The sequence below is a fragment of the Rhodococcus sp. PvR099 genome (assembly GCF_017833315.1).
GTDB lineage: Bacteria > Actinomycetota > Actinomycetes > Mycobacteriales > Mycobacteriaceae > Rhodococcus_G > Rhodococcus_G oryzae.
In genome coordinates this window covers 4,455,515-4,479,353 of the sequence record NZ_JAFIBV010000001.1, presented here as the reverse complement: position 1 = coordinate 4,479,353, position 23,839 = coordinate 4,455,515, and the positions used below count along the sequence as shown (strand labels likewise).

General features: G+C 67.4%; 24 protein-coding genes. 18 read left to right on the top strand and 6 right to left on the bottom strand.

The annotated features are described in order from the left end of the window. The first annotated feature begins 68 nt into the window (after positions 1–68). Complete coding sequence (locus JOE46_RS20650; RefSeq protein ID WP_209928287.1) at positions 69–2,264, top strand: acyltransferase family protein; 2,196 nt, start codon at positions 69–71, stop codon at positions 2,262–2,264. Between the two features lie 443 nt (positions 2,265–2,707). Next, positions 2,708–3,463, top strand: coding sequence for a hypothetical protein (locus JOE46_RS20645; RefSeq protein ID WP_209928286.1), 756 nt, complete (start codon positions 2,708–2,710; stop codon positions 3,461–3,463). 1 nt (position 3,464) lies between these two features. Here the strand turns inward: JOE46_RS20645 and JOE46_RS20640 are convergent, their stop codons facing one another. Continuing rightward, a complete protein-coding gene (locus JOE46_RS20640; RefSeq protein WP_097211700.1) occupies positions 3,465–3,896 on the bottom strand; it encodes a nitroreductase/quinone reductase family protein in 432 nt (143 codons plus the stop codon). 3 nt (positions 3,897–3,899) lie between these two features. Beyond that, on the bottom strand, positions 3,900–4,514 hold the full coding sequence (locus tag JOE46_RS20635) for a pentapeptide repeat-containing protein (RefSeq protein ID WP_245221128.1): 615 nt from the start codon (positions 4,512–4,514) through the stop codon (positions 3,900–3,902). A 48-nt stretch (positions 4,515–4,562) separates the two neighbouring features. Here JOE46_RS20635 and JOE46_RS20630 point away from each other — a divergent pair, with 48 nt between their 5' ends. The 7 genes from JOE46_RS20630 to JOE46_RS20600 all read left to right on the top strand — a co-directional run bounded on the left by JOE46_RS20630 (position 4,563) and on the right by JOE46_RS20600 (position 12,571). Then, a complete protein-coding gene (locus tag JOE46_RS20630; protein ID WP_209928284.1) occupies positions 4,563–5,159 on the top strand; it encodes a TetR/AcrR family transcriptional regulator in 597 nt (198 codons plus the stop codon). Positions 5,160–5,382: 223 nt separating this feature from the next. After that, complete coding sequence (locus JOE46_RS20625) at positions 5,383–7,752, top strand: LuxR C-terminal-related transcriptional regulator (protein ID WP_097211703.1); 2,370 nt, start codon at positions 5,383–5,385, stop codon at positions 7,750–7,752. A 24-nt stretch (positions 7,753–7,776) separates the two neighbouring features. Beyond that, complete coding sequence (locus tag JOE46_RS20620; RefSeq protein WP_209929218.1) at positions 7,777–8,028, top strand: dihydrofolate reductase family protein; 252 nt, start codon at positions 7,777–7,779, stop codon at positions 8,026–8,028. A gap of 130 nt (positions 8,029–8,158) precedes the next feature. Further along, positions 8,159–8,632, top strand: a complete 474-nt coding sequence (locus JOE46_RS20615) for a flavodoxin family protein (protein ID WP_209928282.1) — start codon at positions 8,159–8,161, stop codon at positions 8,630–8,632. Between the two features lie 47 nt (positions 8,633–8,679). Further along, positions 8,680–9,123 (top strand): hypothetical protein, encoded by a 444-nt coding sequence (locus JOE46_RS20610; protein ID WP_097211705.1) that lies wholly within the window; start codon positions 8,680–8,682, stop codon positions 9,121–9,123. 148 nt (positions 9,124–9,271) lie between these two features. After that, on the top strand, positions 9,272–10,855 hold the full coding sequence (locus JOE46_RS20605) for an MFS transporter (RefSeq protein WP_209928280.1): 1,584 nt from the start codon (positions 9,272–9,274) through the stop codon (positions 10,853–10,855). A 108-nt stretch (positions 10,856–10,963) separates the two neighbouring features. Further along, positions 10,964–12,571 (top strand): AMP-binding protein, encoded by a 1,608-nt coding sequence (locus tag JOE46_RS20600; RefSeq protein ID WP_209928278.1) that lies wholly within the window; start codon positions 10,964–10,966, stop codon positions 12,569–12,571. An 81-nt stretch (positions 12,572–12,652) separates the two neighbouring features. Here the strand turns inward: JOE46_RS20600 and JOE46_RS20595 are convergent, their stop codons facing one another. Next, a complete protein-coding gene (locus tag JOE46_RS20595; protein WP_209928276.1) occupies positions 12,653–13,687 on the bottom strand; it encodes an SMI1/KNR4 family protein in 1,035 nt (344 codons plus the stop codon). Between the two features lie 36 nt (positions 13,688–13,723). On the opposite strand from JOE46_RS20595, the gene JOE46_RS20590 reads away from it, so the two are divergent. From JOE46_RS20590 to JOE46_RS20580, 3 genes are all read left to right on the top strand, one after another. Further along, complete coding sequence (locus tag JOE46_RS20590) at positions 13,724–14,113, top strand: hypothetical protein (RefSeq protein WP_209928275.1); 390 nt, start codon at positions 13,724–13,726, stop codon at positions 14,111–14,113. A gap of 99 nt (positions 14,114–14,212) precedes the next feature. Next, entirely contained in the window at positions 14,213–14,839 is a 627-nt protein-coding gene (locus tag JOE46_RS20585; RefSeq protein ID WP_209928274.1) for a hypothetical protein, read from the top strand. A 162-nt stretch (positions 14,840–15,001) separates the two neighbouring features. After that, on the top strand, positions 15,002–15,976 hold the full coding sequence (locus JOE46_RS20580) for a hypothetical protein (RefSeq protein ID WP_209928271.1): 975 nt from the start codon (positions 15,002–15,004) through the stop codon (positions 15,974–15,976). Between the two features lie 109 nt (positions 15,977–16,085). On the opposite strand, the gene JOE46_RS26870 is transcribed toward JOE46_RS20580, so the two are convergent. Next, on the bottom strand, positions 16,086–16,220 hold the full coding sequence (locus JOE46_RS26870; protein WP_257017466.1) for a hypothetical protein: 135 nt from the start codon (positions 16,218–16,220) through the stop codon (positions 16,086–16,088). 191 nt (positions 16,221–16,411) lie between these two features. Between JOE46_RS26870 and JOE46_RS20575 the strand changes: the two genes are divergently transcribed. Both JOE46_RS20575 and JOE46_RS20570 read left to right on the top strand, forming a co-directional pair. Then, positions 16,412–17,563, top strand: coding sequence for an acetyl-CoA C-acetyltransferase (locus tag JOE46_RS20575; protein ID WP_209928269.1), 1,152 nt, complete (start codon positions 16,412–16,414; stop codon positions 17,561–17,563). Positions 17,564–17,741: 178 nt separating this feature from the next. Beyond that, the gene (locus tag JOE46_RS20570; RefSeq protein WP_209928268.1) at positions 17,742–18,278 is read left to right on the top strand and encodes a hypothetical protein; all 537 of its coding nucleotides are present in this window, start codon (positions 17,742–17,744) and stop codon (positions 18,276–18,278) included. Positions 18,279–18,334: 56 nt separating this feature from the next. Here JOE46_RS20570 and JOE46_RS20565 read toward each other — a convergent pair whose 3' ends face one another. Continuing rightward, positions 18,335–18,919 (bottom strand): TetR/AcrR family transcriptional regulator, encoded by a 585-nt coding sequence (locus tag JOE46_RS20565; RefSeq protein WP_136911126.1) that lies wholly within the window; start codon positions 18,917–18,919, stop codon positions 18,335–18,337. A gap of 89 nt (positions 18,920–19,008) precedes the next feature. Between JOE46_RS20565 and JOE46_RS20560 the strand changes: the two genes are divergently transcribed. From JOE46_RS20560 to JOE46_RS20550, 3 genes are all read left to right on the top strand, one after another. Next, positions 19,009–20,046 carry a beta-ketoacyl-ACP synthase III gene (locus tag JOE46_RS20560; RefSeq protein ID WP_097211713.1) on the top strand — a complete coding sequence of 346 codons (1,038 nt, stop codon included), beginning with the start codon at positions 19,009–19,011 and terminating at the stop codon, positions 20,044–20,046. 176 nt (positions 20,047–20,222) lie between these two features. Continuing rightward, on the top strand, positions 20,223–20,915 hold the full coding sequence (locus JOE46_RS20555) for a FadR/GntR family transcriptional regulator (RefSeq protein WP_097211714.1): 693 nt from the start codon (positions 20,223–20,225) through the stop codon (positions 20,913–20,915). Beyond that, complete coding sequence (locus JOE46_RS20550) at positions 20,912–21,703, top strand: ABC transporter ATP-binding protein (RefSeq protein WP_097211715.1); 792 nt, start codon at positions 20,912–20,914, stop codon at positions 21,701–21,703. Before JOE46_RS20555 ends, JOE46_RS20550 begins: the two co-directional genes overlap by 4 nt. Positions 21,704–21,734: 31 nt before the next feature. Here the strand turns inward: JOE46_RS20550 and JOE46_RS20545 are convergent, their stop codons facing one another. After that, on the bottom strand, positions 21,735–22,469 hold the full coding sequence (locus tag JOE46_RS20545) for an SMI1/KNR4 family protein (protein WP_209928267.1): 735 nt from the start codon (positions 22,467–22,469) through the stop codon (positions 21,735–21,737). Between the two features lie 49 nt (positions 22,470–22,518). Here JOE46_RS20545 and JOE46_RS20540 point away from each other — a divergent pair, with 49 nt between their 5' ends. Further along, complete coding sequence (locus JOE46_RS20540) at positions 22,519–23,772, top strand: DUF4303 domain-containing protein (RefSeq protein ID WP_209928265.1); 1,254 nt, start codon at positions 22,519–22,521, stop codon at positions 23,770–23,772. Positions 23,773–23,839: the final 67 nt, after the last annotated feature.

Below are 23,839 nucleotides of genomic sequence, written 5' to 3'. Positions count from 1 at the left end.
CTCCGCTGCGGTGCGTCTGCCCGGATACACGGGGTGGCTGGATCTTCGGGGGAGGACGGCTGGTCGGGGTGAACACCGTTGTCACTGCAGAGCGAGAACGCCGATCCGACGGTGACCGCCTCACCGATCCCGCTGCAACACGATCCAGGGATTTCCGCCCGGACATCGAGGGTCTGCGGGCCGTCGCCGTGGTCATGGTCGTCCTCTTCCACGCGGGCGTTCCCGGTGTGGGCGGCGGGTTCGTCGGCGTCGACATCTTCTTCGTCGTTTCCGGCTTCCTGATCACGGGGCTGCTGTGGCGCGACGTGTCGACCACCGGCACGGTCGGCCTCACCCGGTTCTACGGCGCGCGGGCTCGCCGGCTGCTGCCTGTCGGTGGCCTGGTGCTGGTCGTCACCGCGATCTGCTCGGCGGTGCTGCTGCCTCCGCTGCAGGCGCGGGACGTCCTCGGCGACGAGATGGCGAGCGCGCTCTACGTCGGCAACTATCGGTTCGCCCTGCGCGGCACCGACTACCTGGCCGCCGACGCGCCGCCGTCGCCGTTCCAGCATTTCTGGTCGCTCGGTGTGGAGGAGCAGTTCTACCTGCTGTGGCCCGCCCTCATCATCGGGGCCGCCTGGCTGGTTCGGCGCGTCTCGCGTCGCGGCGGCGCGGATGCCCCGACATCGCCGACGCCGTACCTGCTCGTACTCACGCTGGTTGCGGCGGCATCGTTCGCGGTCTCGTCGGCCTGGACCGACACGCTGCCGTCGTGGGCATTCTTCTCGCTGCCGTCGAGGGCCTGGGAACTGGCAGCGGGCGGACTGGTGGCGCTCTCGCTCCGCGGGTGGAGTCGGCTGCCCGCGACCGCGGCCACCATCGCCGGATGGGCGGGCCTGGTCCTGCTCGTCCTCGCGTGCACACGACTTGACGAGACGACTCCGTATCCCGGCACCGCCGCGCTGCTTCCGGTGCTGGGCACCGTCCTGGTGATCGGCGCCGGCTGCGCCGCACCGCGACTGGGGGTCGGTCGCGGACTCTCACTTGCGCCGATCCGGGCCGTCGGCCGGGTGTCGTACTCCTGGTATCTCTGGCATTGGCCGGCACTCCTGCTGATGCCTGCCCTCCTCGGTCATCCCCTCGGCCTGCTCGGGCGGCTCGGTGCGGTCGCGTTGTCCGCCGGATTGGCCATGCTGACCCTGTACCTCGTCGAGAATCCGGTCCGGTTCGCAGCACCGCTACGGGATTCGGCATCGCGCAGTCTCGCCCTCGGTGGCGCCATCACGGCCGTCGCCGTGTGCGCGGGGCTGCTGCTCCTCGTCGCACGCCCCGTCCCGGTCGGCCACGGCGCGGCGGCTGCGGATCTGACGGTCACCACCGCGCCCGCGCCCGCGGCGGCGGCCCCGTCCGTCGACCCGCACGAGGCCGCGGTGCAGCAGCTGACCGCGCAGGTGCACGCCGCGGTCACGGAGTCGGCCGCAACGCTCGCCGTGCCGTCGAATCTGTCCCCGACGCTGGCAGACGCACCGGCCGACAAGCCGGAGGTATTCGTCAACGGCTGCGTGCGGTCCTGGCTCGAGGTCGGTGCGATCGACTGTGCCGCGGGCGATCCGACCTCGACGACGACGGTGGCGCTGGTCGGCGACTCGCACGCCGCAATGTGGGATCCCGCATTCGAATCGGCTGCCGAGCAACGACATTGGCGGCTCAAAACCCTGGGCAAGGTCACCTGCCCGCTGCTCGACCTGCCGATCACCAGCCCCTACCTCGGTCGGGAGTACAGCGAGTGTGAGCAGTGGCGAGGCGAGGTCGTCGCGCGGCTACAGGCCGAGCGGCCACGGTTGATCGTGCTGAGCATGTCCCGGCGCTACGGCGGCGACTTCGGGTTCGACGTCTACGGCCCCGCCTGGCTCGACAGCCTGACCCGCATGGTGGCGCAGCTACGGGCCACAGGAGCGGCCGTCCTCGTCCTCGGTCCGGTCCCCGATCCACATTCGACCGTGCCGACGTGCTTGTCCGCCCACCTCGACGACGTGACCGCCTGCTCGCCGCTCCGCCCGGTCGCGGTGAATGCCGCGGGAGTCGCGGCGGAGGCCGCGGCGACCGCGGCAGGCGGCGGACAGTACGCCGACCTCACGGAGTTGTTCTGCACCGCGGACCGCTGCCCCGTCATCGTCGGCAAGGATCTGGTGTTCCGCGACGACAACCACCTGACGCTCGAGCATGCACTGGCGCTCACGCCGGTCGTCACCGCACTCGCGGACCGCGCACTCGCCCCGCGCTGAGCTCAGGACGTACACGCCATTCACTTCAAGTCATCATCGAATAGTGCAGGCGTAGAACCGGAACCAGGTCCCACCTGTCGATCACATTCGGTGCTAACTTCGTAGTGCACAATGGCCGCGCTCGCGCTCGGCGGTCGCACCGGTGCCAGGGAGGTGCAGCGCTGTGCCGCGCGAGGACGATCACCCGCAGACCCGGGTCGGCGAGTCGAATACGAGCCGCCGCGACCCCCACGTTCCGCCCGCCGAGGAGCAGATCCACTGGCCGGAACCAAGCCCCCTCAACGACTGGTGGCAGACCGTGATGAACGGCGGTCGAAACTCTCCTGCCTGACCGCGGGCGCATGCCGAGGAATCCGTGGTCACCGACAATCGGCCGCTTCGAAAACGGGGCGGGCGAACGAAGCGTGTGGGAGGGTGTGCGGGTCGAAACCGGAGGGAGAACCGTGAGCCGCAGGATCACCCGAAAGGCCGGCATCGCCGCCACAGCGTTGACGGCGGCCACCGTGCTGAGCGGCTGCCTGGCCCCTGGCACGCCCCCCGGTTGGTCGAGCTACACCATCGAGCAGGGCGCGCACAGTGCGTCGGTGGGTCGCCCGACCGGCGCAACCGGCCCGTTGGAGGGCTGGGTCAGCCCCGGTGGGGCGTCGCGCACCTACGACTTCGTGCTGACCCCGACCGCCGAGTACGTTCTCACCTCTCCCACCCAGCCAGAGGACCAGTTCGACTGGAACAAGCTGCCCGGCTTCTCTGACTGCGGCGACTTCGACCTTGCTCGTAACGGCGCCATGTTCGGCTGGCGGTGGCGTACCGACACATCGCCGCGCGTACTCGAACTCGTGCCGTACGCCAATGCGAATGGAGTGCATCAATACCCGGAAAGCGCGCTCGTCACCCTCTCCCACGACGATCTCGCTGCCACTGTGCCCCTGAGGTATTCGATCCAGATCGACGGGCCGGTATACCGTTTCGCCGTCGATGGCACCATCCTCGGCCGGGACATCCACGAGACGGCCACGCTCCCCCGGTCCTGCCCTTCCAACCCCACCAGCACCGGGAAGTGGTACGCCGGCTTCTACTTCGGCGGCACCTCGACCGCCCCGTCGCAGATGTACGCCTACGTGCGCGAGCCCGCAGGCGGCGCGGAGCCCGGTCAGCCCGGCGGGGAGGGTTCCGTTGGCATCGGCAGTCCTGCAAGCTGATTCATGGTCGCGCCAGGACGCCCACCGGGAACGTACGCCCGGAACGCGCCTCATGTTTCGCGAGCGAGGGCAGGTCGGGCGCAATCACGTTTCGCCAGAGGCTGTCTCGCTCGTCACCCGTGGCGATGCGTGCCGATACATCCCACTCCTGATCGGCGATCCGAATCCGAACGGAGTCGGCCGCCGCTAGGTTCCTCATCCAATCAGGGTCGGTTTTCGATCCAAATGCGGAACCCACCACAACGTACGAATCGCCGTGCTCGAGGTAGATGACCGGGGCGGTTCGCGGAATTCCGGTCTTGCGACCGGGCACCGTCAAGAGGAGAACGGGCAGTCCTACCGACTTCCCACCGAGACGACCGTCCGATCTCCGGTACAGGGCGGCGGTCACTCTGTTGACGAACGCCAATGCGGTCTTCACCGTCGGATGCATCGGTCAGCCGGCCTCCGTGCCGTCCGGCATGGTGACGCCGGTGAGATCGGCGCCGTCCAGGACGGCACCGGCGAGGTTCGCGCCCGTCAGGTTGGCCTTGCCCAGATAGGTACCGATCAGGGTGGCGCCGGTCAGGTTGACGTCACCGAGGAATGCGCTGGTCATGTACGCGCCGGAGAGATCCGCTCCGGTCAGATCCGCGTGCCCGAGGAAGGTTGACGTCAGAAAGGCCATCGTCAGGTCGACCTCCCGCAGGTCGGCCCGCGTGAGAAAGGCGCCGGTGAAGTTCGCGTCATGGGCGACTGCACCGGCGAGATCGGCCCTCGTCAGGACGGCCCCGACGAACTCGGCGGAGGTCAGATTCGCACCTGCGAGACTGGCATCGGTGAGGTCGGCTCCCGACAGGTCGGCGCCGGTGAGGTCGGCGGCGGCCAGGTTTGCACCGGCGAGATTCGCACCCGCCAGATCGGCGTCGACGAGGCTGATGCTCCCCGAGTCACAAACCGCCCGTTGGGAATTCCAGGCAGCAACATCCGAACAGAGTAATTCGAGCGGATTCGCCTGCGATGTCGATGTCATTGAGCCCCCATCTAGGACGAACCAGGTTGACGGCGTCAACCTAACAGCGGTTTGTTGACGGCGTCAACAAGCTTCTACCCTCAGGAGATGCAGGACAGAACCCGGGACACGCGCCGCACCCTGATCGCCGCGGCCAGCGACCTCTTGGCGCGGGGCGGACCGGCTCACGTCACGCTGCGGGCAGTCGGCGCGGCGGCCGACGTGTCGCGGACGGCGCCGTACCGTCACTTCCAGGACAAGGACGACCTGCTCAGCACTGTGGCCGCCGAGAACCTGACCGCCCTGAAGGCAGAGATGCAGCGCGCAGTCGCGGACACCGCGACGGACTCCACCCCGCTGTTTCGCGCCTGCCTCGCCTACGTCCAAGTCGCCTGGGAATACCCGAACCACTACCGACTCGAGTTCGGAGGCGACTACGCGATCAATCCGAGCCGGGCGCTGGTAGACGCCGCCCAGGACTTCACCGACTACTTCAACGAACTCGTGGTCGAGGCTCAGCAGAGCAACACCCTCATCGCCGGCGACGTCCGGGAGGTCGGCCCCCTGCTCTGGGTCCTGCTGCACGGACTGGCCATGTCCAACCACCTCGTCGCCGACCACACGTGCGAGCCCGGGACGGGCTATCAAACCGAGGACATGCACCGCGTTCTCGCCCTCGCCCTACGAAACCTGGCCCCGCGCTGAGCTTTAGACAATTCACCCAATAGCCCCTCTACGGGCCTGAGGCACGTAACGTCACCCACCACCTGGTCGATACCCAACCAGGCAGCCTCGCCTCCCGGTTCGAGGCGGTGCCAAGGTCCGGTCATTCTCCGATCGGCAACAAACATGGCCACCATGAGCCGGTCGGAAACCCGGCAGGCGTAGCGTTGAACACCGGAAGCCTGCGAGATGGGAGGCCTGCTCGATGACGACCTCCGTGATGGACAAGCCAGGAAACCTGCCGGCGGAATTGACGAGTTTCATCGGCAGGCGCCACGAGATAGCCGAGGTCAGGCGGCTGCAGTCCGCCTCCCGGTTGGTGACATTGACCGGCATCGGCGGCGTGGGCAAGACCAGGTTGGCCTTACGGGTCGCCGAGGATTCGCGTCGGGCTTTCGCCGACGGGGTCTGGTGGGTCGAGCTCGGCGAACTGCGCGACTCGGCCTTGTTGGCGGAGACCGTCGCTGCCACACTCGGACTACCGGATCAGCCGGGTCGGTCGATGTCCGACCTGCTGATCGATCACCTCGCCACCAGGCAGACGATGTTGGTCCTGGACAACTGCGAGCATCTGCTCAGCGCCGTCGCGGAGCTGGTGGAAAGCCTGCTGCGAGCATGTCCGGGGCTGCGGATCCTGACGACGAGCCGCGAGGTCCTCGGGGTGGACGGAGAGCGGGTGGTGCGGGTGCCGCCGTTGACGGTTCCTGACGCGGCGCAGACCCCACCGCTCGAGGCGATGGCCCAGTACGAGGCGGTGGCGCTGTTCGTCACACGGGCCAGCGCCCGGCAGCCGGACTTCGCGCTCACCGAGACCAATTGTGCTGCGGTGGCGGGCATCTGCGACAGGCTGGACGGGCTGCCGTTGGCGATCGAGTTGGCGGCAGTGCGGATCCGGGCGATGTCGGCCGGACAGATCATGGACCGCCTGACCGACAGGTATCGCCTCCTGACCGTCGGCTCGCGGGCGGCGCCGACCCGGCTCCAGACGTTGCGGTCGTGTGTGGACTGGAGCTACGAGCTGTGCGGGGCTCGGGAGCAGAAGCTGTGGGCGTGGCTGTCGGTGTTCGTGGGCGGTTTCGAGCTGGATGCGGCCGAGGGGATCTGTCCCGAGGAGCTGGTCGCCGGCGAGTTTCTGGACGCGGTGGCCTCGCTCGTGGACAAGTCCGTCCTGGTTCGTGAGCAGGTCGGGGACGTCGTGCGCCTGGGCATGGTGGAAACGATCCGCGACTATGGCAAGGAGAAGCTGCGCGAATCCGGCGACCTGCATCGGGCTCAGCGGCGGCACCTCTCGTGGTACGAACAACTGGTGCTGAGGGCGGAGTCCGAGTGGATCGGCCCCCGCCAGACCGATTGGATCGCCCGGCTCGATCGCGAACAGCCGAACCTCCGGGAGGCGCTGGCGTTCAGTCTGACCGAGCCGGTCGTCACCACCGATCCGGATGTGAACGCGCGTCTCACCAATGCCATGTTCGTTGCGTTCTGGTTGTGCCGCAGCCAGTTGGCGGAGGCCAGGCGTTGGATGGACCGCTCTCTGACAACCGCCGTCAACGCGCAGACCGAGGAACGCCTGAACTCGCTGTACGACGACACCGTGTTGGCGGGAATGCAGGCAAAACCCGACGAAGCCGCGGCGAGGGCTGCGCAATGCCGAACGCTCGCAGAGCAATTGGGTGACCCCGAGTCGCTCGAGACCGCGAACTACGCGAGCGGCTATATGGCGTTGTTCACCGGCGACCTCGCCGCCGCGGTGGAACCGTTCCAGGCCGCGCTCGCCAGCGCAGGAGTGCGATCCGAGATCGGGCCCCCTCCAAGGCGAGCCGGGTACGAGATCACCCGGCAGCTGGGTGGCCTCCTCGGCCTGGCGGGCGCGAGCGGACTGCTGGGAGACGAGGAAACGGCCGTCGCCTGCCACGAGCAGATCCTTGCGATCACCACCCCGCGAGAGGAATCCTTCTTCCGCGCACACTCCTCGTGGGCTCTCGGACAGACAGCGCTACAGGCGGGCGACTACGACAGGGCAGCCACCCTGACGGCACAGGCGTTGCGGCTGAGCCGGAAAATCAACGACCCGGCCATGACGGGCTGGTGCCTGGAGTCGTTGGCCTGGAACGAGATGCGCGAGGGCAAGGCGACGCGCGCCGCCGTCCTGATGGGTGCCGCGCAGACGCTGGCGAAGGCCGTGGGAAGCGACTCGGTGACCCTCACTTACCTGATCGGCCATCACGACCAATGCGAGCGACTCACCCGCGACGCGCTGGGGACCCGTGCCTACGGCGAGGCCTTTCGCACCGGCACCGAGATGAGTGTGGACGACGCTGTCGCCTACGCACTCGGGGACCGCCAAACCGACAAGCCCCGTGCGGCACCGGTCGCACCGCTGTTGACCCGCCGCGAAACCGAGGTGGCCGACCTCGTGGCAGAAGGACTGACCAACAAGGAGATCGCCGCGACGCTGGTGATCTCGCCCCGCACCGCGCAGGGTCATGTCGAGCACGTCCTTTCCAAGCTCGGGTTCACCTCGCGGACGCAGATCGCGGCCTGGATCGCCGAGAATCAGAAACCTCGACAGCCCTGATCCGAAGCCGGGAAGGCGGAGAGCATCCGGCTCAACGCCGAACTCAAGGCCACCGGCGAGGGCGACATCCTCGTCGACAGCAGCGCCAGCATCATCAAGCCACTCCTCTCGGCGGACCTACTCGACCGGCTGTATCTGATGATCTGCCCCGAGATCGCCGGGAGCGGGCAGCGACTGTTCGACGACGGCCTGCCCAGTTCGAATTGGACGCTCACACATCAGAAGACCGGCGAACTGGGCGAGATCGCGATGGTCTACGACCCTGCGCGCTCATGACCTCTGTGACGATGCAGACAACGCATCCTTCCGAGCGCAACTGCCGCTAGTCTGACGACGCACCTCAAAGGGGACGGGGTGGGGAAGGCAAGCGTGTCGGCGCCATCCCGAAATCGAGGGGAGCGTCTTCATGAAGTCGATCATCGTGTGCACCTCCGTATCTCACGGAAACACGAAGCGGGTTGCGGACGTCATAGGCCAGGTGCTCGATGCCCGCGTTGTCGCCCCTGACCAGGTCGATATTGCGGAACTGGCCGCCTACGACCTCGTGGGATTCGGGTCAGGGATCTACCTGGGGTCCTTCCACGCGCGGCTGCTCGAGTTCGTCGAGTCACTCCCGGAGGGGCAACGACACAAGGCATTTGTCTTCGCCACCAGCGGATTTCCCGATGCACGGCCCCATGCCTTCTCCCGCCCCCTCGTACGCCGTCTCGGACAGAAGGGCTTCGAGGTGATCGACACCTTCTCGTGTCGCGCGTTCGATACCTATCTTCCGTTCAAGCTGGTCGGCGGCATCCGGAAGGGACGACCGAACGCCGCGGACCTGGAGTCGGCCCGCGCCTTTGCCGAAGGGCTGCCGGCTCGGGCAGGCGCCAGGCCCTGACCGGTTCAACTCTGTAACGGCGCCGGCGACAAAACCGACCCACTGGTATGAATTCTTCGAGGATTGCCCGCGCCACCCCGCTCGCCGTGGCCGTCTGCGCCGCGGTGGTCACCATGTCCGCGCCCTCGGCCGCAGCGGAGGTAGTCGACGTCACCGTCGTCCCCGGGCTCAGCGGGGGCCCGACAACGCCGTACGGGGCCGGTTGCACCTACCTGGTCGTGGCCAGGACGGGCACTCTCGCAGAGCCCGGCGTGGGGATCGTCGACCTCAACCGCGCGTCGACCTTCTTCCCGCACGAGCTGATCTGGGACACCGTCGATCCCTACTACGTCCCGCCCGTCGTTTTGGGTCACGCCTTCTCGCTCTGGACACCGACCGCGCCCGGAGAACACACCCTGATGGCCTATCAGACATCGGCGGGCGGACCGATCGAGACGGTCACCGTCAACCCGGGTACGCCGATCGGACCCGGTTGCATCGTCGCGCCGTAACAAAACAGACGCGTTGGCCATGCGATCGGTGCGGATACGGCGCGGCGGACTCGGCCTCGCGCATCGTGTCAGACATGCAATACTGCTGGTCCGTGGCTCGTTCTTCTTAGTGCTCGCCCACGGTGACTGCCGAGATGGTGGGTGTCCGATGACAGAAGGATCAACTGACAGCGGCGCCGAGCAACTGGCGGGCACTCAACGCCTGCTCGCCGTCCTGCTGGCAATGGCGATGTTCGTTCTTGTCGTCGACACGTCCCTGATGAACGTGTCGATCTCGTCCGTGGTTCGAGACCTCGACACGACCGTGAGCGGTGTCCAGGCGGCCATCGCCCTCGAGGCGCTGGTGTCGGCGGCATTCATCCTGATCGGCAGCAAGGTCGGCGACCTGATCGGACGCAAACGTGCCTACGTGCTCGGCCTCCTCGGCTACGCCGTTGGTGCGTCGGCGATGGCCCTCGCGCAGAGCCTGACTGCGGTCGTCATCTTCTGGGCCGTGCTGGGTGGGATCGGCGCGTCACTCCTCCTGCCCGCCATGCAGTCACTCATCCACGGCAACTTCGAAGGAGGCGCCCAGAAGAAGGTCTACGCCCTCGTCGGGGCGGCGGCCGCGATCGCCGCGGCGGTCGGGCCGCTGCTCGGAGGGTTCATCACCACCTACCTGTCCTGGCGCATCGCGTTCGTACTCGAGGTCGTCATCATCGCCATCGTGCTGTCCGGCATCACGCTCGTCCGCGATGTCCCGTACACGGGGCCTCGGGGCATCGACACGGTCGGGGCGGCGCTCTCCGTGCTGGGCATGGGCGGCATCGTGCTGGGAATCCTGGTGTGGCAGGAGGGCGGCGAAGCAGTGGCCGCGCTCCTGGTGATCGGTGCGACAGCACTGGCCGGACTGGCGTACTGGCTGGTGCGGCGCAAGCGGCGGGGCGAACCAACCCTGCTGGACCCGGATCTGTTCACATCCAAGATCTTCAGGCTGGGGGTCTCCCAGCAAATGCTCCAGCAGATTGCGCTGGGCGGCACGATGATTGCGCTGCCGATCTACCTGCAGATGGTGCTCGAGTACAACGCGATGCAGGCGGGTTTGTCCCTCGCACCCCTCTCCCTCAGCATGTTCGCGGTGGCGGTGCTCGCGGGGAAGAGGGCGGGCGATCGGCGCCCCAGCGGCATCATCCGGTGGGGATTCTTCCTCCTCACGATCGGGATCGTTGCGCTGATCCCGATCGTGCCCCGGGCTGAGTTCGGCTGGGCACTGGTGGTCCCTCTGATCATCGCGGGGTCGGGCTTGGGATTGTTGGTGTCGCAGCTCAACGACTACACGCTCGCCCCGATCTCAGACGAGCGGGTCAGCGAGGCCGCAGGCACCAACTCAGCGGCAGGGTCGTTCGGGCTGTCGTTCGGTCTGGCGTTCGCCGGCGCCACCCTGCTGGCAACGCTGTCCATCGCGTTCACCTCGATGGCGCAATCGAGCACCGTGCTCCCGCCGGCAGACCAGCAGCACGTGGCGCAGGTGCTCGAGGACGACGCGGAGGTCATGAGCAACACCCATCTCGAGGGATTGCTCGTCGACCAGCCCCAGGAGATTCAGGACGAGATCATCCGCATCAACACGGAGGCACGACCCCTCGCCCTTCAGATCGCCTTGCTCGTTCCTATCCTCGCCGGCCTCCTCGGGCTGCTCAACTCGTTCCGCATGATGCGGATACCGGAAGCCCCGTCAACGACCTCCGACTGACCGCAGGAAATGCACCAATCGATCAGTTTCCCCGCAGATGGCCTGGAACGTGTTCTAGGTTCGGGTCATCGCCCTCGACATCGCGGACCGGTTCTGAAAGGAATGAAGATGCAGTTCAACCTCGCGGACGTTTTCGAGACGGTCGCCAGCGCAGTACCCGATCGCATTGCATTGACCTACGAGGGCGAGAACCTCTCCTACGCCCAGCTCGACGCGGAGGCCAACAGGGCCGCCCACCTGCTCGCACAGGCCGGCATCTCCCGGGGCGACCATGTCGCGTTGTTCCTGAAGAACGGCATCGAGCACGTCACATCCATCCTGGGACTGATCAAGATCCGCGCGGTGCCGATCAACGTCAACTACCGGTACACGCCCGCCGAGCTCGAGTACATCTTCACCAACTCCGACTCGGTCGCGGTGGTCATCGAACTCCCCGAGCATCAGCGCACCCTCGCCGCCCTCCTCGAGGCGTGCCCGATGCTCCGGACGGTGTTCGTGGTGGGCGAGGTCGCCGACGAGCTGCTCGCCGCCGCGGATGCGCGTGCAGTGTCCGTGGTCTCCTTCGCCGAGGCCCGCGAGCTGTCGCCCACGGCGGATTTCGACTCCCGCACGGGCGACGACCTGTACCTGCTCTACACGGGAGGGACCACCGGATACCCGAAGGGTGTCATGTGGCGGCACGACGACTTCTTCCGCAAGCCGCTCTCCGGCGGGAATCCATACGGCGAGGGCACCCGGCAAGACCTTGCCGAGATTGCCAGCGCTGCAAAGGAATTCCCCGAATTCTCCTTCCTCATCGCCGCACCCCTGATGCACGGCGCCGCGCTGTACTCACTGTTCACCTTCTTCACCCTCGGTGCTCGCGTGGTCCTCAGGCGGGACTTCGACCCGCAGAAGGTCGTCGAATCGATCGAGAAGGACTCGGTCCAGGTGATCCTCATCGTCGGCGACGGCATGGGGCTGCCGTTGGTCGACGAGATGGAACGACGCAAGGGCGAGGTCGACCTCAGCTCCCTGTTCTCGATCACCTCCGGCGGCGCGATCTGGTCCACCAGCGTCCGGGACCGCATGCTGGCGGTCAAGCCGGACCTGCTGTTGCGGGACAACTTCGGCGCCTCGGAGTCCGGGAACGACGGCGCCTTCACCATCGACGAGGCAGGCAATCTGCGAATGCCGCCCTCGCCGAACATGATCCTTGTCGACGAGCGGCTGAACGAGCTTCCCGCGGGCTCCGACGAGATCGGTTACATCGCCCGCATCGGCAACGTCCCCCTCGGCTATTACAAGGACGAGGAGAAGACAGCCCGGACGTTCCCGACTCGCGCCGATGGCACCCGCCTGTCGGTGCTCGGCGACATGGGCCGGGTGGAAGCGGACGGCACCATCGTCTTCCTCGGCCGCGGCTCGCAGTGCATCAACACCGGCGGCGAGAAGGTCTTCGCCGAGGAGGTCGAGGCCGCCCTGCACGCGCACCCGTCGATCTCCGACGCTCTCGTCGTGCCCTCGCCCGACGAACGGATGGGCCAACAGGTCGCCGCGGTCATCGCGACCTATCCCGGATCGCCCGAACTGACCCTCGACGAGGTTCAGGAGCACTGCCGCAAGACCTTGGCCGGCTACAAGATCCCGCGTTCGATCGTGCTGGTGGACGAGGTCAAGCGAACACCGGCCGGCAAGGCGGACTATCGCTGGGCGACGACGATGGCGTCCGCCTAGTCGCACACGATCCGATCCACGCCCGGCACGCGACGCCCGGGCGTGGATCGGATCGCCATGACCTTCTGTCACGTCGGTCGCTCAGCGAATCCCGCCGGCCGCGCGCAAAACCCTCAGCAGCTGTGTCGCATACTCCGGATCGAACCGGTACCCGCCGTCGACGGCGACGAGGTTCCCGCGTTCGACCTTCGCGTCCCACCAATCCCGCAGGAACCCTTCCGCGTAGCCGCCCGTGCAGAAACCGTACGGGTCGGCCACGAACGACGTGGTGACCATCAGGGTGTAGCAGGGCCGCTCATAGTCGTCCTGCCCCTCGGCCCGGTTCACGAAGTCGTCGAACGATGACGCGGTGGCCAGGTGTGAGTACAGCCAGAACATGACGTCGTACATCAGCCACGAGTCGCCGTCCGCGTGGAGCGCGTAGAACCCCTTCTCCGTCACGATCCGCTCCGCGAGGCCGCGGACCAGTGCCTCGCCGTCCGGCAGGCCCGCCGCCTCCAGGGCGCGGCGGACGATCGGCGAGAGCGTGCCGCGCCGCACCACCGCGAGATCGGCCTGCAGCGCCTCCTCGCTGTCGTCGAACTCGTCCTCGCTCACCAGGCCCCGGACGAAGGATGCGAAGTCGGGCGCGACCACGGTGATGCGGTAGTCGCCCTCCTGGTCGACGTGCACGACCCGAGGCTCGCCGCGGGGGCCGCACGCGCGGTAGTCGAGCATGATCTGCTCGTGCCCTGCGCTCGGGGTGTCGGCGATACCGACGCCGATGTCCGGGTACCCCCACTCATCCCGCATGAACGTCGAGCCGAGCTCCCCGCACAGCGACCAGGTGGCGGTACGGCCGATCGCGTACAGGCCGCTGATCTGGATGTAGTCCTCGGCCCAGCTCGTCGATTCGTCCATCGGGTGACACGGCCGCTCGACCATGCCGCCGTTGTGCATCCGCATCAGTTCCACGAAGGAGTCCGGGAGCCGGTACCCGCCCAGCTCCTCCTCGATCGACGCGATCAGCTCATCGGTCGGCGAGGGCTCGGCGTAGTTCTCCCGCGAATAGTCGCTGTCGTCCCAAAAGCCCTCGAAGTCGACGCCGCCGAAGTGGCCCGTGGTGCGCACGCTCACTGCTCTGTCCTTTCATCCGGATGCGACGATCGAACCATGAAGCACCCACCACCGGTCTTCGGCGGATTCGCTGACCTGGATTCGGCCGAGCCGGTTCTCGTTGCGGCACACCTCTTTGTGCGGACCTTCGGCGCGAAGCACACCTACGCGGCAGGCGCGAGACTGAAGTGGCACCCGATCATCACAGAGCTGGCGCGCCTCGGCGGATGCGAGTCCGAATTCAGACTCTTCGGCGGCGGCGAGAGATCCGACGCGATCGGTGCCATCGCCACGGAGTGCGTCGTGCTGTGGGAGTCCGCGTTGCTCGCGGCACGCCGAAACGAGGACGTTCTGCTGCTCCGAGCGGGGGTCACGGCACTCTCCTCCCCCGACCCGGTTCGGACCGTGCGGCAGAGGGTCACGGCGGTGTGGTCTCCACCGGGCTGACCAGGTGTAACCCAATTTCACAGTTACAGCGTGACAACTGACGTCAATGTGTAACACTCCCCCAGGGTTTCTGATGGTCTCGGGGGAGAGGGTTTGCTGATGACCGAGCACGCCAAGATGGCGCTCGAACTGCTGCGCGACAGCAGCCAATTCAAGTGGTACGTGATTCCGCTGCTACTCCTGGTCATCTACGTGTACGCCACGGAAGTGGAGCGCCGGAACTGGAACGTCTTCTTCGCCGGGCTCGCACTGTGGGGCATGGACCTGTTCAACGAGATCTGGAACTCGCTGGTCTTCCACGCCACGGGCCGCGCACCGGTATGGGCCGCGACCGGACCGACGGCCTACCAGCTGCTCATCGGCCTGAACATCGAGATCTGCTTCATGTTCGCCGTCATGGGCGTCGCGGCGGCGAAGATGCTGCCGCCCAAGGAGACCCGAATCTTCGGCCTGCCCAACCGGCCGATCCTCATCGCGATCAACTCCGCCGCCGCCGTGGGCGTCGAGGTGGTGCTGAACAAGATGGGCGTGCTGACCTGGGACTGGTCCTGGTGGCAGCCGGGCTTCCCCTATCTCATCTGGCTGATCGGCTACGTGCCGTTCTTCGCCGTCTGCTTCTGGGTCCACGACATGGCGACCGTGCGTGCGAAGGCCATCACGGTCGGCACGATCTTCGGCATCGATGCCGTCGCCCTCATCATCTTCGGAACGCTGGGCTGGGTGTGATGAAGCGACTTGCCACGCTAGGCGCCCTCGTCGCGGTTGCCGGAATCGCGTTCGCGGGTCTCACGGTGCAGCCCGGCGCGGTGGCGCACCCTTCCCCCTGGCACGCTCGACTGGACCTGGTCGGTTCTCTCCGCGAACGAAGACCATGTCTGGCGCGACGCCGTGGGCAACAACCACCCCGTGGGCCTGGCCAAGGTCTCCCACGTCTTCGCACTCACCGACGGCGGCACCCGCATTCGCTACGTGGACCCCTGGCTCCCGGTCGATCACAGCTACGAAGTCGGCATGCCCGCCGGAGGCCGCTTCCGCGCGGTCGCCCTCTCCACCAGCGGCTCCACCTCGCTGGTCGTGAATCGCCATGGGGACCTGTACACCCGGCTCTATGACTTCGACATCTCCGGCGCGGACAAGGTCTTCTTCCGCTACTCCTACGACGACCAGCCGGGCCTGCGGGAAGCCGCGGACATGCTCAGCGAGCGCATCGATGTCGGCACCGCCGCCATTGCGCTCCCCGCGCCCGACTGGCTGCGTCAACCAAAGGTCCCCGGCGAGATCACCGACCGCATCTCGATACACAAGACAGGCATCGGCTCCGACGCCCGCGAACTCCGCGTCGAGGGCGCCAGCGACGGCCGAACCGGTTATTGGACAAAGCAGCTCACCGCGGACGAGTGGAGCTTCGTCGCCACCGACCAGCCCCTCACCGGGGAGCGTCTGGCCAATACCGCCGACGACCGCAGCGTCGACCCGTCCGTACCGGCCTCGCCATACAACTACGCGGGCCGCTCCCCCGCGGGTTGGACCGCCGCCGTCGAATCCTTCGACATCGCGAGCTCCCCCACACCGCTGCGCGTGGACTTCGGCAACGGCGTCGGACTCGACCTGATCCTCCACACCGTCGACGCCCTCTGGCAGACACCGCAACCGGCAGGCCTCACCGGGCAGGCCCGTCACTTCGACGGCACGATCGAGGTGCCGGCGAGTGTCTCGAATTCCGGCGCCGCCCAGGCCGGTCCGATCCGCGACTTCGTCGCCGGCGCACTGGGCGGTCGGCGTTTCACCGATGTCGGTGTCGACGTCACCGATCGCGACTTCCGCATCGACGGGCTCGGCGTCACGCTCGCGCGCACGCCCTAGGAACCGGGTACGCACTTGGGGTGCGGCGATCGCCGGACCGGACGACCGCAAGCACAACCGCCTCCGACGAGGCGGCCGCGACGGCCGTCCGGTCCGATCAGCCGATCGGTCAGATCACTCCGCCACCGAACAGCACGCTCACGAGTCCGCCGACGACGAACGTCACGACGTAGAGCGGCCCCCGGATCGGGTCTCCTGCATTGGCTCCCTCGCGAAGCCACTCCATGATTTCAAGCGAACCCATGTCCCCACTCCTCATTTCGCGCTGACAGGTACTCCGCGTCGGTAACGCCTCCCCGCCCGCGAGCATTCCCGGGGCGCGGCCGCGGGCCGATCTCGACCGGTGGACCCGACGATCAACCCGAACGATATAAGGTGTAATCATCTAACTGATTAACGCATGCCTGAAGCGACCGAGGAAACGAGGAACCCGCGATGACCGAGGCCTACATCGTTGACGCAGTTCGCACCGCAGTCGGCAGGAAGAACGGCGCGCTGTCCGCCGTCCACCCGATCGACCTGGGCGCGACCGTGATCCGATCGCTCGCGGACCGGAACCCCATGGATCCCGCGGCCATCGACGACGTGATGTTCGGCTGCGTCGACACCATCGGTGGCCAGGCAGGAAACATCGCACGCACGTCGGCGCTGGCCGCCGGCCTGCCCGAGGGCGTCCCGGGCGTGACGGTCGATCGCCAATGCGGATCCAGTCAGCAGGCACTGCATTTCGCCGCCCAGGCGGTGCTGAGCGGGACGGCGGACCTGATCGTTGCGGGCGGCGTGCAGAACATGAGCCGGATCCCGATCTCCGCAGCCATGACGGCGGGCCGGGAATACGGATTCGACGATCCCTACTCGGGCTCCGAAGACTGGCGCCGCCGCTACGGCAACACGGAGATCTCCCAGTTCCGGGCCGCCGAGCTGATTGCCGAGAAGTGGGGCATCAGCCGTCTACAGATGGAGCAGTGGGCGTTGCGCAGCCACCAGCGCGCACGGGATGCGATCGCGGGCGGACGATTCGACGACGAGATCGTCCCGGTCGGCTCGTTCGAGGTGGACGAGTGCCCCCGCGACACGAGCCTGGCGAAGATGGCGGCGCTGCCACCGCTCCGAGAGGGCGGGCGCCTGACCGCGGCTCTGGCCAGCCAGATTTCGGACGGCGCCAGCGCCGTGCTCGTCGCGTCCGCGGCCGCACTCAAGACACACAACCTGGTACCGCGCGCCAGAATTCACCACCTGAGCGCTCGCGGCGCAGACCCGATCTACATGCTCACCGCTCCGATCCCGGCCACCGAGTACGCGCTCGGGAAGACGGGCATGAGCATCGACGACTTCGACGTGATCGAGATCAACGAGGCATTCGCCTCGGCCGTCCTCGCCTGGCTCGCCGAGTCCGGCGCAGACCCGGAGCGCGTCAACGTCAATGGCGGCGGCATCGCGCTCGGGCATCCACTCGGCGCCACCGGCACCAAGCTCTTCGGGACGCTTCTGAACGAACTCGAGCGCGCGGGTGGACGATACGGACTTCAGACGATGTGCGAGGGCGGCGGCACCGCGAACGTCCTCATCATCGAACGTCTCAGTTGAATCGGCTGGTGCAACCGTCGTCGTCCATGCCGGCGTCCGAACAGCAGGAATTGCCGAATTCGGTTGCGCGAGTATGGTCCAGATTGCACGATTTGTAACAAACCGTATGCCGCCTTCGGTATGAAAGGTGCGGCCGAAATGTCTCGGTTCTCGCATTGTCGGATCAAGGGGAGTGATCATGAGCAATAAGTTGGTGCGGCGTGGGTGCGCTGCGACCCTCACTGCTGTCGGGCTCGGTATCGCGGTGGTGACCGGTGGAGGCGTCGCGAACGCTCAGCCCGCGCCGCCGACGTCGACGACCATGACGTGCGGGAGCCTGAACCCGCTCTTCTGGGCACCGTCGTTCACGTGGACCGTCCATGCCGCGTCGGGAGCGTCGCTGCGTCCGGGCGCAGACGCGCTGGAGCCGGCAATTCTGCTGAGCGGCGGGAACGAACTGCCCGCGCCGCCCCCCGGTCTGCTGCCGAGCTTCGGAGTCAACTGGTACGGCACGCGGGTGCTGGTCGACTGGACCAACAAGACGACGGGGGCCTCCGGCCACAGCGTCAGCGACGAGACGGCCCTGCAGCAGAAGCCCGGGATCCCGATCAACCGAACCTGGACGGGTACCGGAGCGGTGGACTTCACCGTCACCGTCGAGACCGGTGGGGGCTGGCGGTTCATCAATACGCAGAAGGCCGTCTGCAAGGGCACGATCTCGGTAGTGCCGGCGTAGTCACTCGGGACCGTCCGGTTGGTGGCATGCCGCCAACCGGGCGGCACCACCGGCGCTCACCCGAGCGTGAGGTGATGGCCCATCAGAACGCTGAGCTGGGCGCGTGCATCGACGAAGGGCTGGCTCGACTCGAGCGCGCGGCTCTGCACGATGGCGCCCTCGATCACCGACAGCAGCAGCCCCGCCATCGAGCGCGCGGCCGTTCCCTCGATTCCGGCCGCGACCATGCCGTCCGCGAGCCGGGAGGTCCAATCGGTGAACGCCTGACCCGCGGCGGCCTGCACCGCCGGGTTCTGCTCGTCCAACGCGGCCGCCATCATGAACGAACCCAGCCGGTACTCGCTGGACTCGAGCGGCTCGCGCCAAAATGCGAACAGCTCGTCCAGCCACTGCTCCACCGACGGCGCGCTCGCCAGCTTCTCCGCCATGACGCTCACGTGCGAATGCACCACTCTCGACACGATCCGTGTCGCGGTCTCCACGAGCTGGCCCTTGCCGGCCGGGAAGTGCTGATACAGCGAATTACGCGACGCATTGCTGCGTTTGAGCAGCTCGGTGAGCCCAGCCGCATTCACCCCGAGCTCCTGCACCGTGGCGATGGTGCTCGAGAGGAGTCGGGCTCGCGGTCGTGCCGTGGTCATGCAAATCCTCCCGCGCTTGTGTGAACCGATCGGTTCATGTTAGATGATCTCAACTATATGGACCGATCGGTTCACATGGAGAGGATGCTGTGCCCGCCCCCATCGCCACCGCCAATCCCGTCACGCACACGGCCCTGCTGGGCCTCGGCGCGTACCGACCTCGACGCGTCGTCCCCAACGCCGAGATCGTCGATGCCATCAATTCCAGCGACGAATGGATCCAGACCCGCTCCGGCATCAAGTCCCGAGGCTGGGCCGACTCCGAGGAGACCATCGTCTCGATGAGCGTCGCGGCATCCCGCGACGCGCTCGCCGCCGCGGGTATCGAGGCCGGGCAGATCGACGCCGTGGTGCTGGCGACGTCGTCACAGATGGTGCTGGGACCGTCGGCAGGCGCTGTGGTGGCCACGGAGCTCGGCATGCACGACACCGCGGCCTACGACATCTCCGCCGGGTGCGCGGGCTTCTGCTACGCGCTCGGCAACGCCGCGAGCCTCGTCCGCGCCGGGCAGGCCCGCCACGTCCTGGTGATCGGCGTGGAACGGCTGTCCGACCTGCTCGATCCGACCGACCGGACCTGCGCGTTCATCTTCGCCGACGGCGCGGGCGCGGTCGTCGTCGGTCCAGCCGACGCAGAGGGAATCGGTCCGGTCGCCTGGGGTTCGGACGGAACCCAGACCGAAGCGATCAAACAGGACAAGGACTTCAAGCAGTACTTCGCCGAGGTCGCGGCCGCAGAAGCCAGCGGCGGCACCACGGAGCGGCCCTACATCCGGATGAACGGCTCGGCGGTGTTCCGGTGGGCGGTGACCTTCCTGGAGAAGGCATGCCGCGACGCCCTGGAGAAGTCCGGGATCACGGCGGGCGACCTGGACGCCTTCGTGCCGCACCAGGCCAACAGCCGCATCACCGACGCGCTGATCCGGACCCTGGGACTGCCCGAGACCGTCGCGGTCGCCCGCGACATCGTCGAGACCGGCAACACCAGCGCGGCATCGATCCCGATGGCAATGGAACAGCTGCTCCGTTCCGGCGGCGCCAAGCCCGGCGACACCGCGTTGCTGCTCGGCTTCGGCGCCGGACTGGCCTACGCCGGCCAGGTCGTCCGGCTGCCCGCGATCGTCTGAGTCACCGGGCCCTGGCGGGGCCGCGTCAGCGCGGTACCCGCCAGGTCAGCGTGGCGTCCGGATCAAATTCCCTTCCGCCTCGTACGCCAGACATGGAGTACACGGGCGGAAACCAACCAAAGAGATCAGAGGTCTGATCTCTTTGGTAGCCTGATGGTGCCACCGAAAGGACACCTGTGAACTCGCAGCTGAGAAGCGGCCCGCTCGTTCCACAGCTGGAACGCCTACTGCGCGAACGTATTTCTAGCGGCCACTGGGCAGCGGGGCAACGACTGCCCCGCGAGTCGGACCTGGCCACCGAGCTGGGGGTAGGCCGATCGTCGATAAGGGAAGCCGTCCGACTGTTAGCGCAGGACGGCCAGCTGATTGTGCGTCACGGCGTCGGCACGTTCGTCACCGAGTCCGGCGCCACACCGAGCGCCTCCGATCTCCCCCGCCTGCTTCGCCGCGCCCGCCTGCTCGAGGTGTTCGAAGTCAGGCGCGCATTGGAAGTCGAGGCTGCCCGACTCGCCGCTGCGCGCGCCCGATCACACGACCTCAGCGCCATCCGATCGGGACTCGCTGCCCGGCACTCCCTGCTGGGGAACGACATCGAGGACTTCGTCGATGCTGATCTCGATTTCCACGCCTCGATCGTGACACTGTCGGGCAACGCCGTCCTGGCGTCGCTGTTTGCCTCGGTCCGCCCCTTGCTCCGCGACGCGCTCATCGAACTCGAGAAGGACGAGCCCGACCATCCGGACACCTCGAGCGCGCACGACGACCTCCTGGCCGCCATCGAAGCGCAGGACGGAGCCGCAGCCATGGCGGCAGTCGCCGCAAACATCGACTCGGTGATCACGGCACTGCAGATAGAGGACAACGCATGACTTCGCCAATCGTCTCCACCGAGGCCGTCACGGTCGTTCGTGACGGGCGGGCCCTCATCTCGGATATCTCGGCAACAATCGAGCCCGGCCAGCACTGGGTCTTGCTCGGGTCCAACGGGGCGGGAAAGAGCACCCTACTCAGCCTGCTCGGCGCCCAAACCCATCCGACGACCGGCGTCGTCCGGGTTCTTGGGCATCGGCTCGGTCGGGTGGACATGCGCAGCCTTCGTGCCGCGATCGGGCATGTGAATCCGCGCCATCCTCTCCAGTACCCCCTCACAGTTCGCGAGGTCGTCCTCACCGGACTCACCAACACCACGGAACTGGTCCAACGCTGGGCACCAACCCCCCAACAACTCGACAGGGCCGACGGTTTGATCGCAACGTTCGGGGTAGCCGATCGTTCCGGTGCCCGATGGCCGAACCTCTCCCAGGGTGAACGGGGACGAGTGCTGATCGCCAGAGCCCTGATGCCGGAGCCACAACTCCTCCTTCTAGATGAGCCATCCACCGGTCTCGACCTCGCTGCCCGAGAACAACTACTGACGGCCCTCGACCAGGTTCGGCGCGAAAATCCCAGGCTTGCAAGCGTGCTCGTCACCCATCACATCGAGGAGATCCCGGCATCCACCACCCATGGGATCCTTATTCGTCGGGGCCAGGTCCTCGCACAGGGATCAATCGGGGAGGTCCTCACCAGCGACTTGATCACTGAGTGTTTCGAACACGGCATCGAGATCAGCGCGCATCATGGTCGTTGGGCCGCCCGAGCGTTGGCGTCCGTCTGACGGACACGGCCGGGTGGCCCGGACGCCCCTTTTACCCGATGGCCAGCCATCCGAGCAGGTCGTCGGTGAGCAGTTCGCCGTCGATGGCGAGGTTCCCGCCGATCGCGCCGAGGTCGAGCAGATAGACGCTGCGTCGGTCCCGTCCGCGGTGCCTCATGAACAGTCCCCGCCCCCCACTGTCGTCGCCGACCAGCACCCAGTCGGGTGCATACTCTCGCACCTCGAATGTCTCGTTGCGCTCCTGGATCTGGTGCGGTCCGTACAGCAGCAGGCCATCGTCGCGCAGGGCCCCGGCCGTCGACCGCCACAGCGCGGCGATCGTCGGATTCGGGCCGTCCCGGAGCCCGCGGGCGAGGGCGGCCTGGACAGCGAGGAATCCCGCGAAGTTCTCCGCCACGGGGTACTCGTCGCCGTCGAACGGGTCTCGGCGGACCACCGGCCACTCGCCGTCGATGCCCCGGCGATCGAGCGCGAAGTAGTGCGTGTCGCCGCCCTCCTCGGCGTGGAAGCACAGCCGAGTACCCGTCGATCGCCAGTCTGCCGTGATCGCCTCGTCGGCCTCCGCGGGCGCGGCCGTCGCGATCGGGGCCCCGCGCAGCCACCCGGCTCCGTACTCGCCGAGCCACCACCGGTAGGACGGGGGCAGCGGACCGAGGCGGGTCTGCACATTCTCGATCCGGTCCCGCGACGTCGGCCCGGCCGGGCGTTTCGCCAACCCGGGCGATGCATCGAGCAGGGAACGCAGCTGTTCGAGATCCGGTCTCACCGGGGTGAGCCTATCCGGGGCGTCCGTGCCCTCCACTACGGTCGGACGGGTGGACTGGGCGAGCGTGGAAGCGGCCGTACGGGATCAGATCGTGGCGTTCGTGCGCCTCATGCGCGTGGAACACCCCGACGACCGGATCTACGGCGCCGCCGTGCACGAGTTCTATGCCGAAGCCGGCGGCGTGATCGCGTGGCCGTCGATCGGGGTCGCCAGCGAGGAATCCCTCGCGTCGGTCGCGACCGACCACCTCGCCGCCGACGCGCTGCGGTGGAGCCCGGCGGACTGGCCGTGGCAGCTCGACCCAGGCGAGGCGGAGGACCGCTTGGCCGAGCGCGTCGAGGCAGCCGCGACGGCCGATGACGGCGAGCGCTGGCATGCCGTCCACCACCGATTCGAGCGCACGGTCGCCAAGGCCTGTAAGGCGGCGCGCCGCACACTGATCGACGAGGAGGTCGTCGGCCGGGAGTTCGTCGCGGTGGCCATGGACGAGGCGTGGGAGCTGATTCCGCTGAGCCTGACCAAGACCCAGGTACGCAGGCACTTCCCCGAACTCGACGAGGAGCAGCGGGCGCTCGACCGGCTGGCCGCGCTGCCGCCCGACCTGAGGGTGATCGAGTTGATCGCGATCGCCGACTCCCCCGTCCACGCGCCTCCGGGTACCGAACGCGCACGCGCCTGGCTCCGCGAGCTGGGAACCGACGCGGTGTCCGCGATACTGGAACATCTTCCGGTGGCCCGCGAGAAGTGGTTGTGGGCGAAGCTGCTCGGCGAACTCGGCATCCCCACAACGGAAGTGGTCGCAGCACTGGATGCGATTGTGGGCAACCGTCGACTGGGGGAACCCGATCGAGCCTGGGCAGCGGCGGCGCTCTCCCGTCTCGGCCGGATGGATCTGGTGACGGCCCGGCTCGATCGGCTGCCCCGGGAGGTCGCCGTCCGCGGGCTCACCGCCCCGTACACCTCCTTCCGGGACGTCGGTGTCCACCAGCCGTTGGACTACGGCCCGTTGGAGGCTGCGCTGACCGAGCATCCCGCGCTGCACGACGCGGTGTGCGATCGGCTGTCTCCGGGCAGCGGGTACTGCACGATCGACGCGGACGAGGCCGAGGCCGCGTTCGTGGGACTCGCTTCGCCCTGGGCCGCGGTGCGGCGGCACGGCGTGTTCGTGCTGACGGACACGGCGCTCACCCTGAACCTGCGAGAGCGGTACAACGCCGAGCTGCGCCGCCTGGCCAGGGATCCGGATGCCCTCGTCCGCGATGCCGTCGCAGCAGCCAGCGATCGCGGTCCAGCCGTGCATTGAGCCGCGGCTCTGGTGGAGCCCGGCCGACCGCGACAACGCTCGCTTGCACCAGCCGGGTCGGCCCGTC

Excerpts from the sequence above, each read along its gene's own strand:
- JOE46_RS20585 (WP_209928274.1), top strand. The coding sequence starts at position 14,213 with ATGACCGAGCACGCCAAGATGGCGCTCGAACTGCTGCGCGACAGCAGC.
- JOE46_RS20575 (WP_209928269.1), top strand. The coding sequence starts at position 16,412 with ATGACCGAGGCCTACATCGTTGACGCAGTTCGCACCGCAGTCGGCAGG.
- JOE46_RS20630 (WP_209928284.1), top strand. The coding sequence starts at position 4,563 with ATGCAGGACAGAACCCGGGACACGCGCCGCACCCTGATCGCCGCGGCC.
- JOE46_RS20590 (WP_209928275.1), top strand. The coding sequence starts at position 13,724 with ATGAAGCACCCACCACCGGTCTTCGGCGGATTCGCTGACCTGGATTCG.
- JOE46_RS20565 (WP_136911126.1), bottom strand. The coding sequence starts at position 18,919 with ATGACCACGGCACGACCGCGAGCCCGACTCCTCTCGAGCACCATCGCC.
- JOE46_RS20640 (WP_097211700.1), bottom strand. The coding sequence starts at position 3,896 with ATGCATCCGACGGTGAAGACCGCATTGGCGTTCGTCAACAGAGTGACC.
- JOE46_RS20615 (WP_209928282.1), top strand. The coding sequence starts at position 8,159 with ATGAAGTCGATCATCGTGTGCACCTCCGTATCTCACGGAAACACGAAG.
- JOE46_RS20610 (WP_097211705.1), top strand. The coding sequence starts at position 8,680 with ATGAATTCTTCGAGGATTGCCCGCGCCACCCCGCTCGCCGTGGCCGTC.
- JOE46_RS20570 (WP_209928268.1), top strand. The coding sequence starts at position 17,742 with ATGAGCAATAAGTTGGTGCGGCGTGGGTGCGCTGCGACCCTCACTGCT.
- JOE46_RS26870 (WP_257017466.1), bottom strand. The coding sequence starts at position 16,220 with ATGGGTTCGCTTGAAATCATGGAGTGGCTTCGCGAGGGAGCCAATGCA.
- JOE46_RS20605 (WP_209928280.1), top strand. The coding sequence starts at position 9,272 with ATGACAGAAGGATCAACTGACAGCGGCGCCGAGCAACTGGCGGGCACT.
- JOE46_RS20625 (WP_097211703.1), top strand. The coding sequence starts at position 5,383 with ATGACGACCTCCGTGATGGACAAGCCAGGAAACCTGCCGGCGGAATTG.
- JOE46_RS20600 (WP_209928278.1), top strand. The coding sequence starts at position 10,964 with ATGCAGTTCAACCTCGCGGACGTTTTCGAGACGGTCGCCAGCGCAGTA.
- JOE46_RS20550 (WP_097211715.1), top strand. The coding sequence starts at position 20,912 with ATGACTTCGCCAATCGTCTCCACCGAGGCCGTCACGGTCGTTCGTGAC.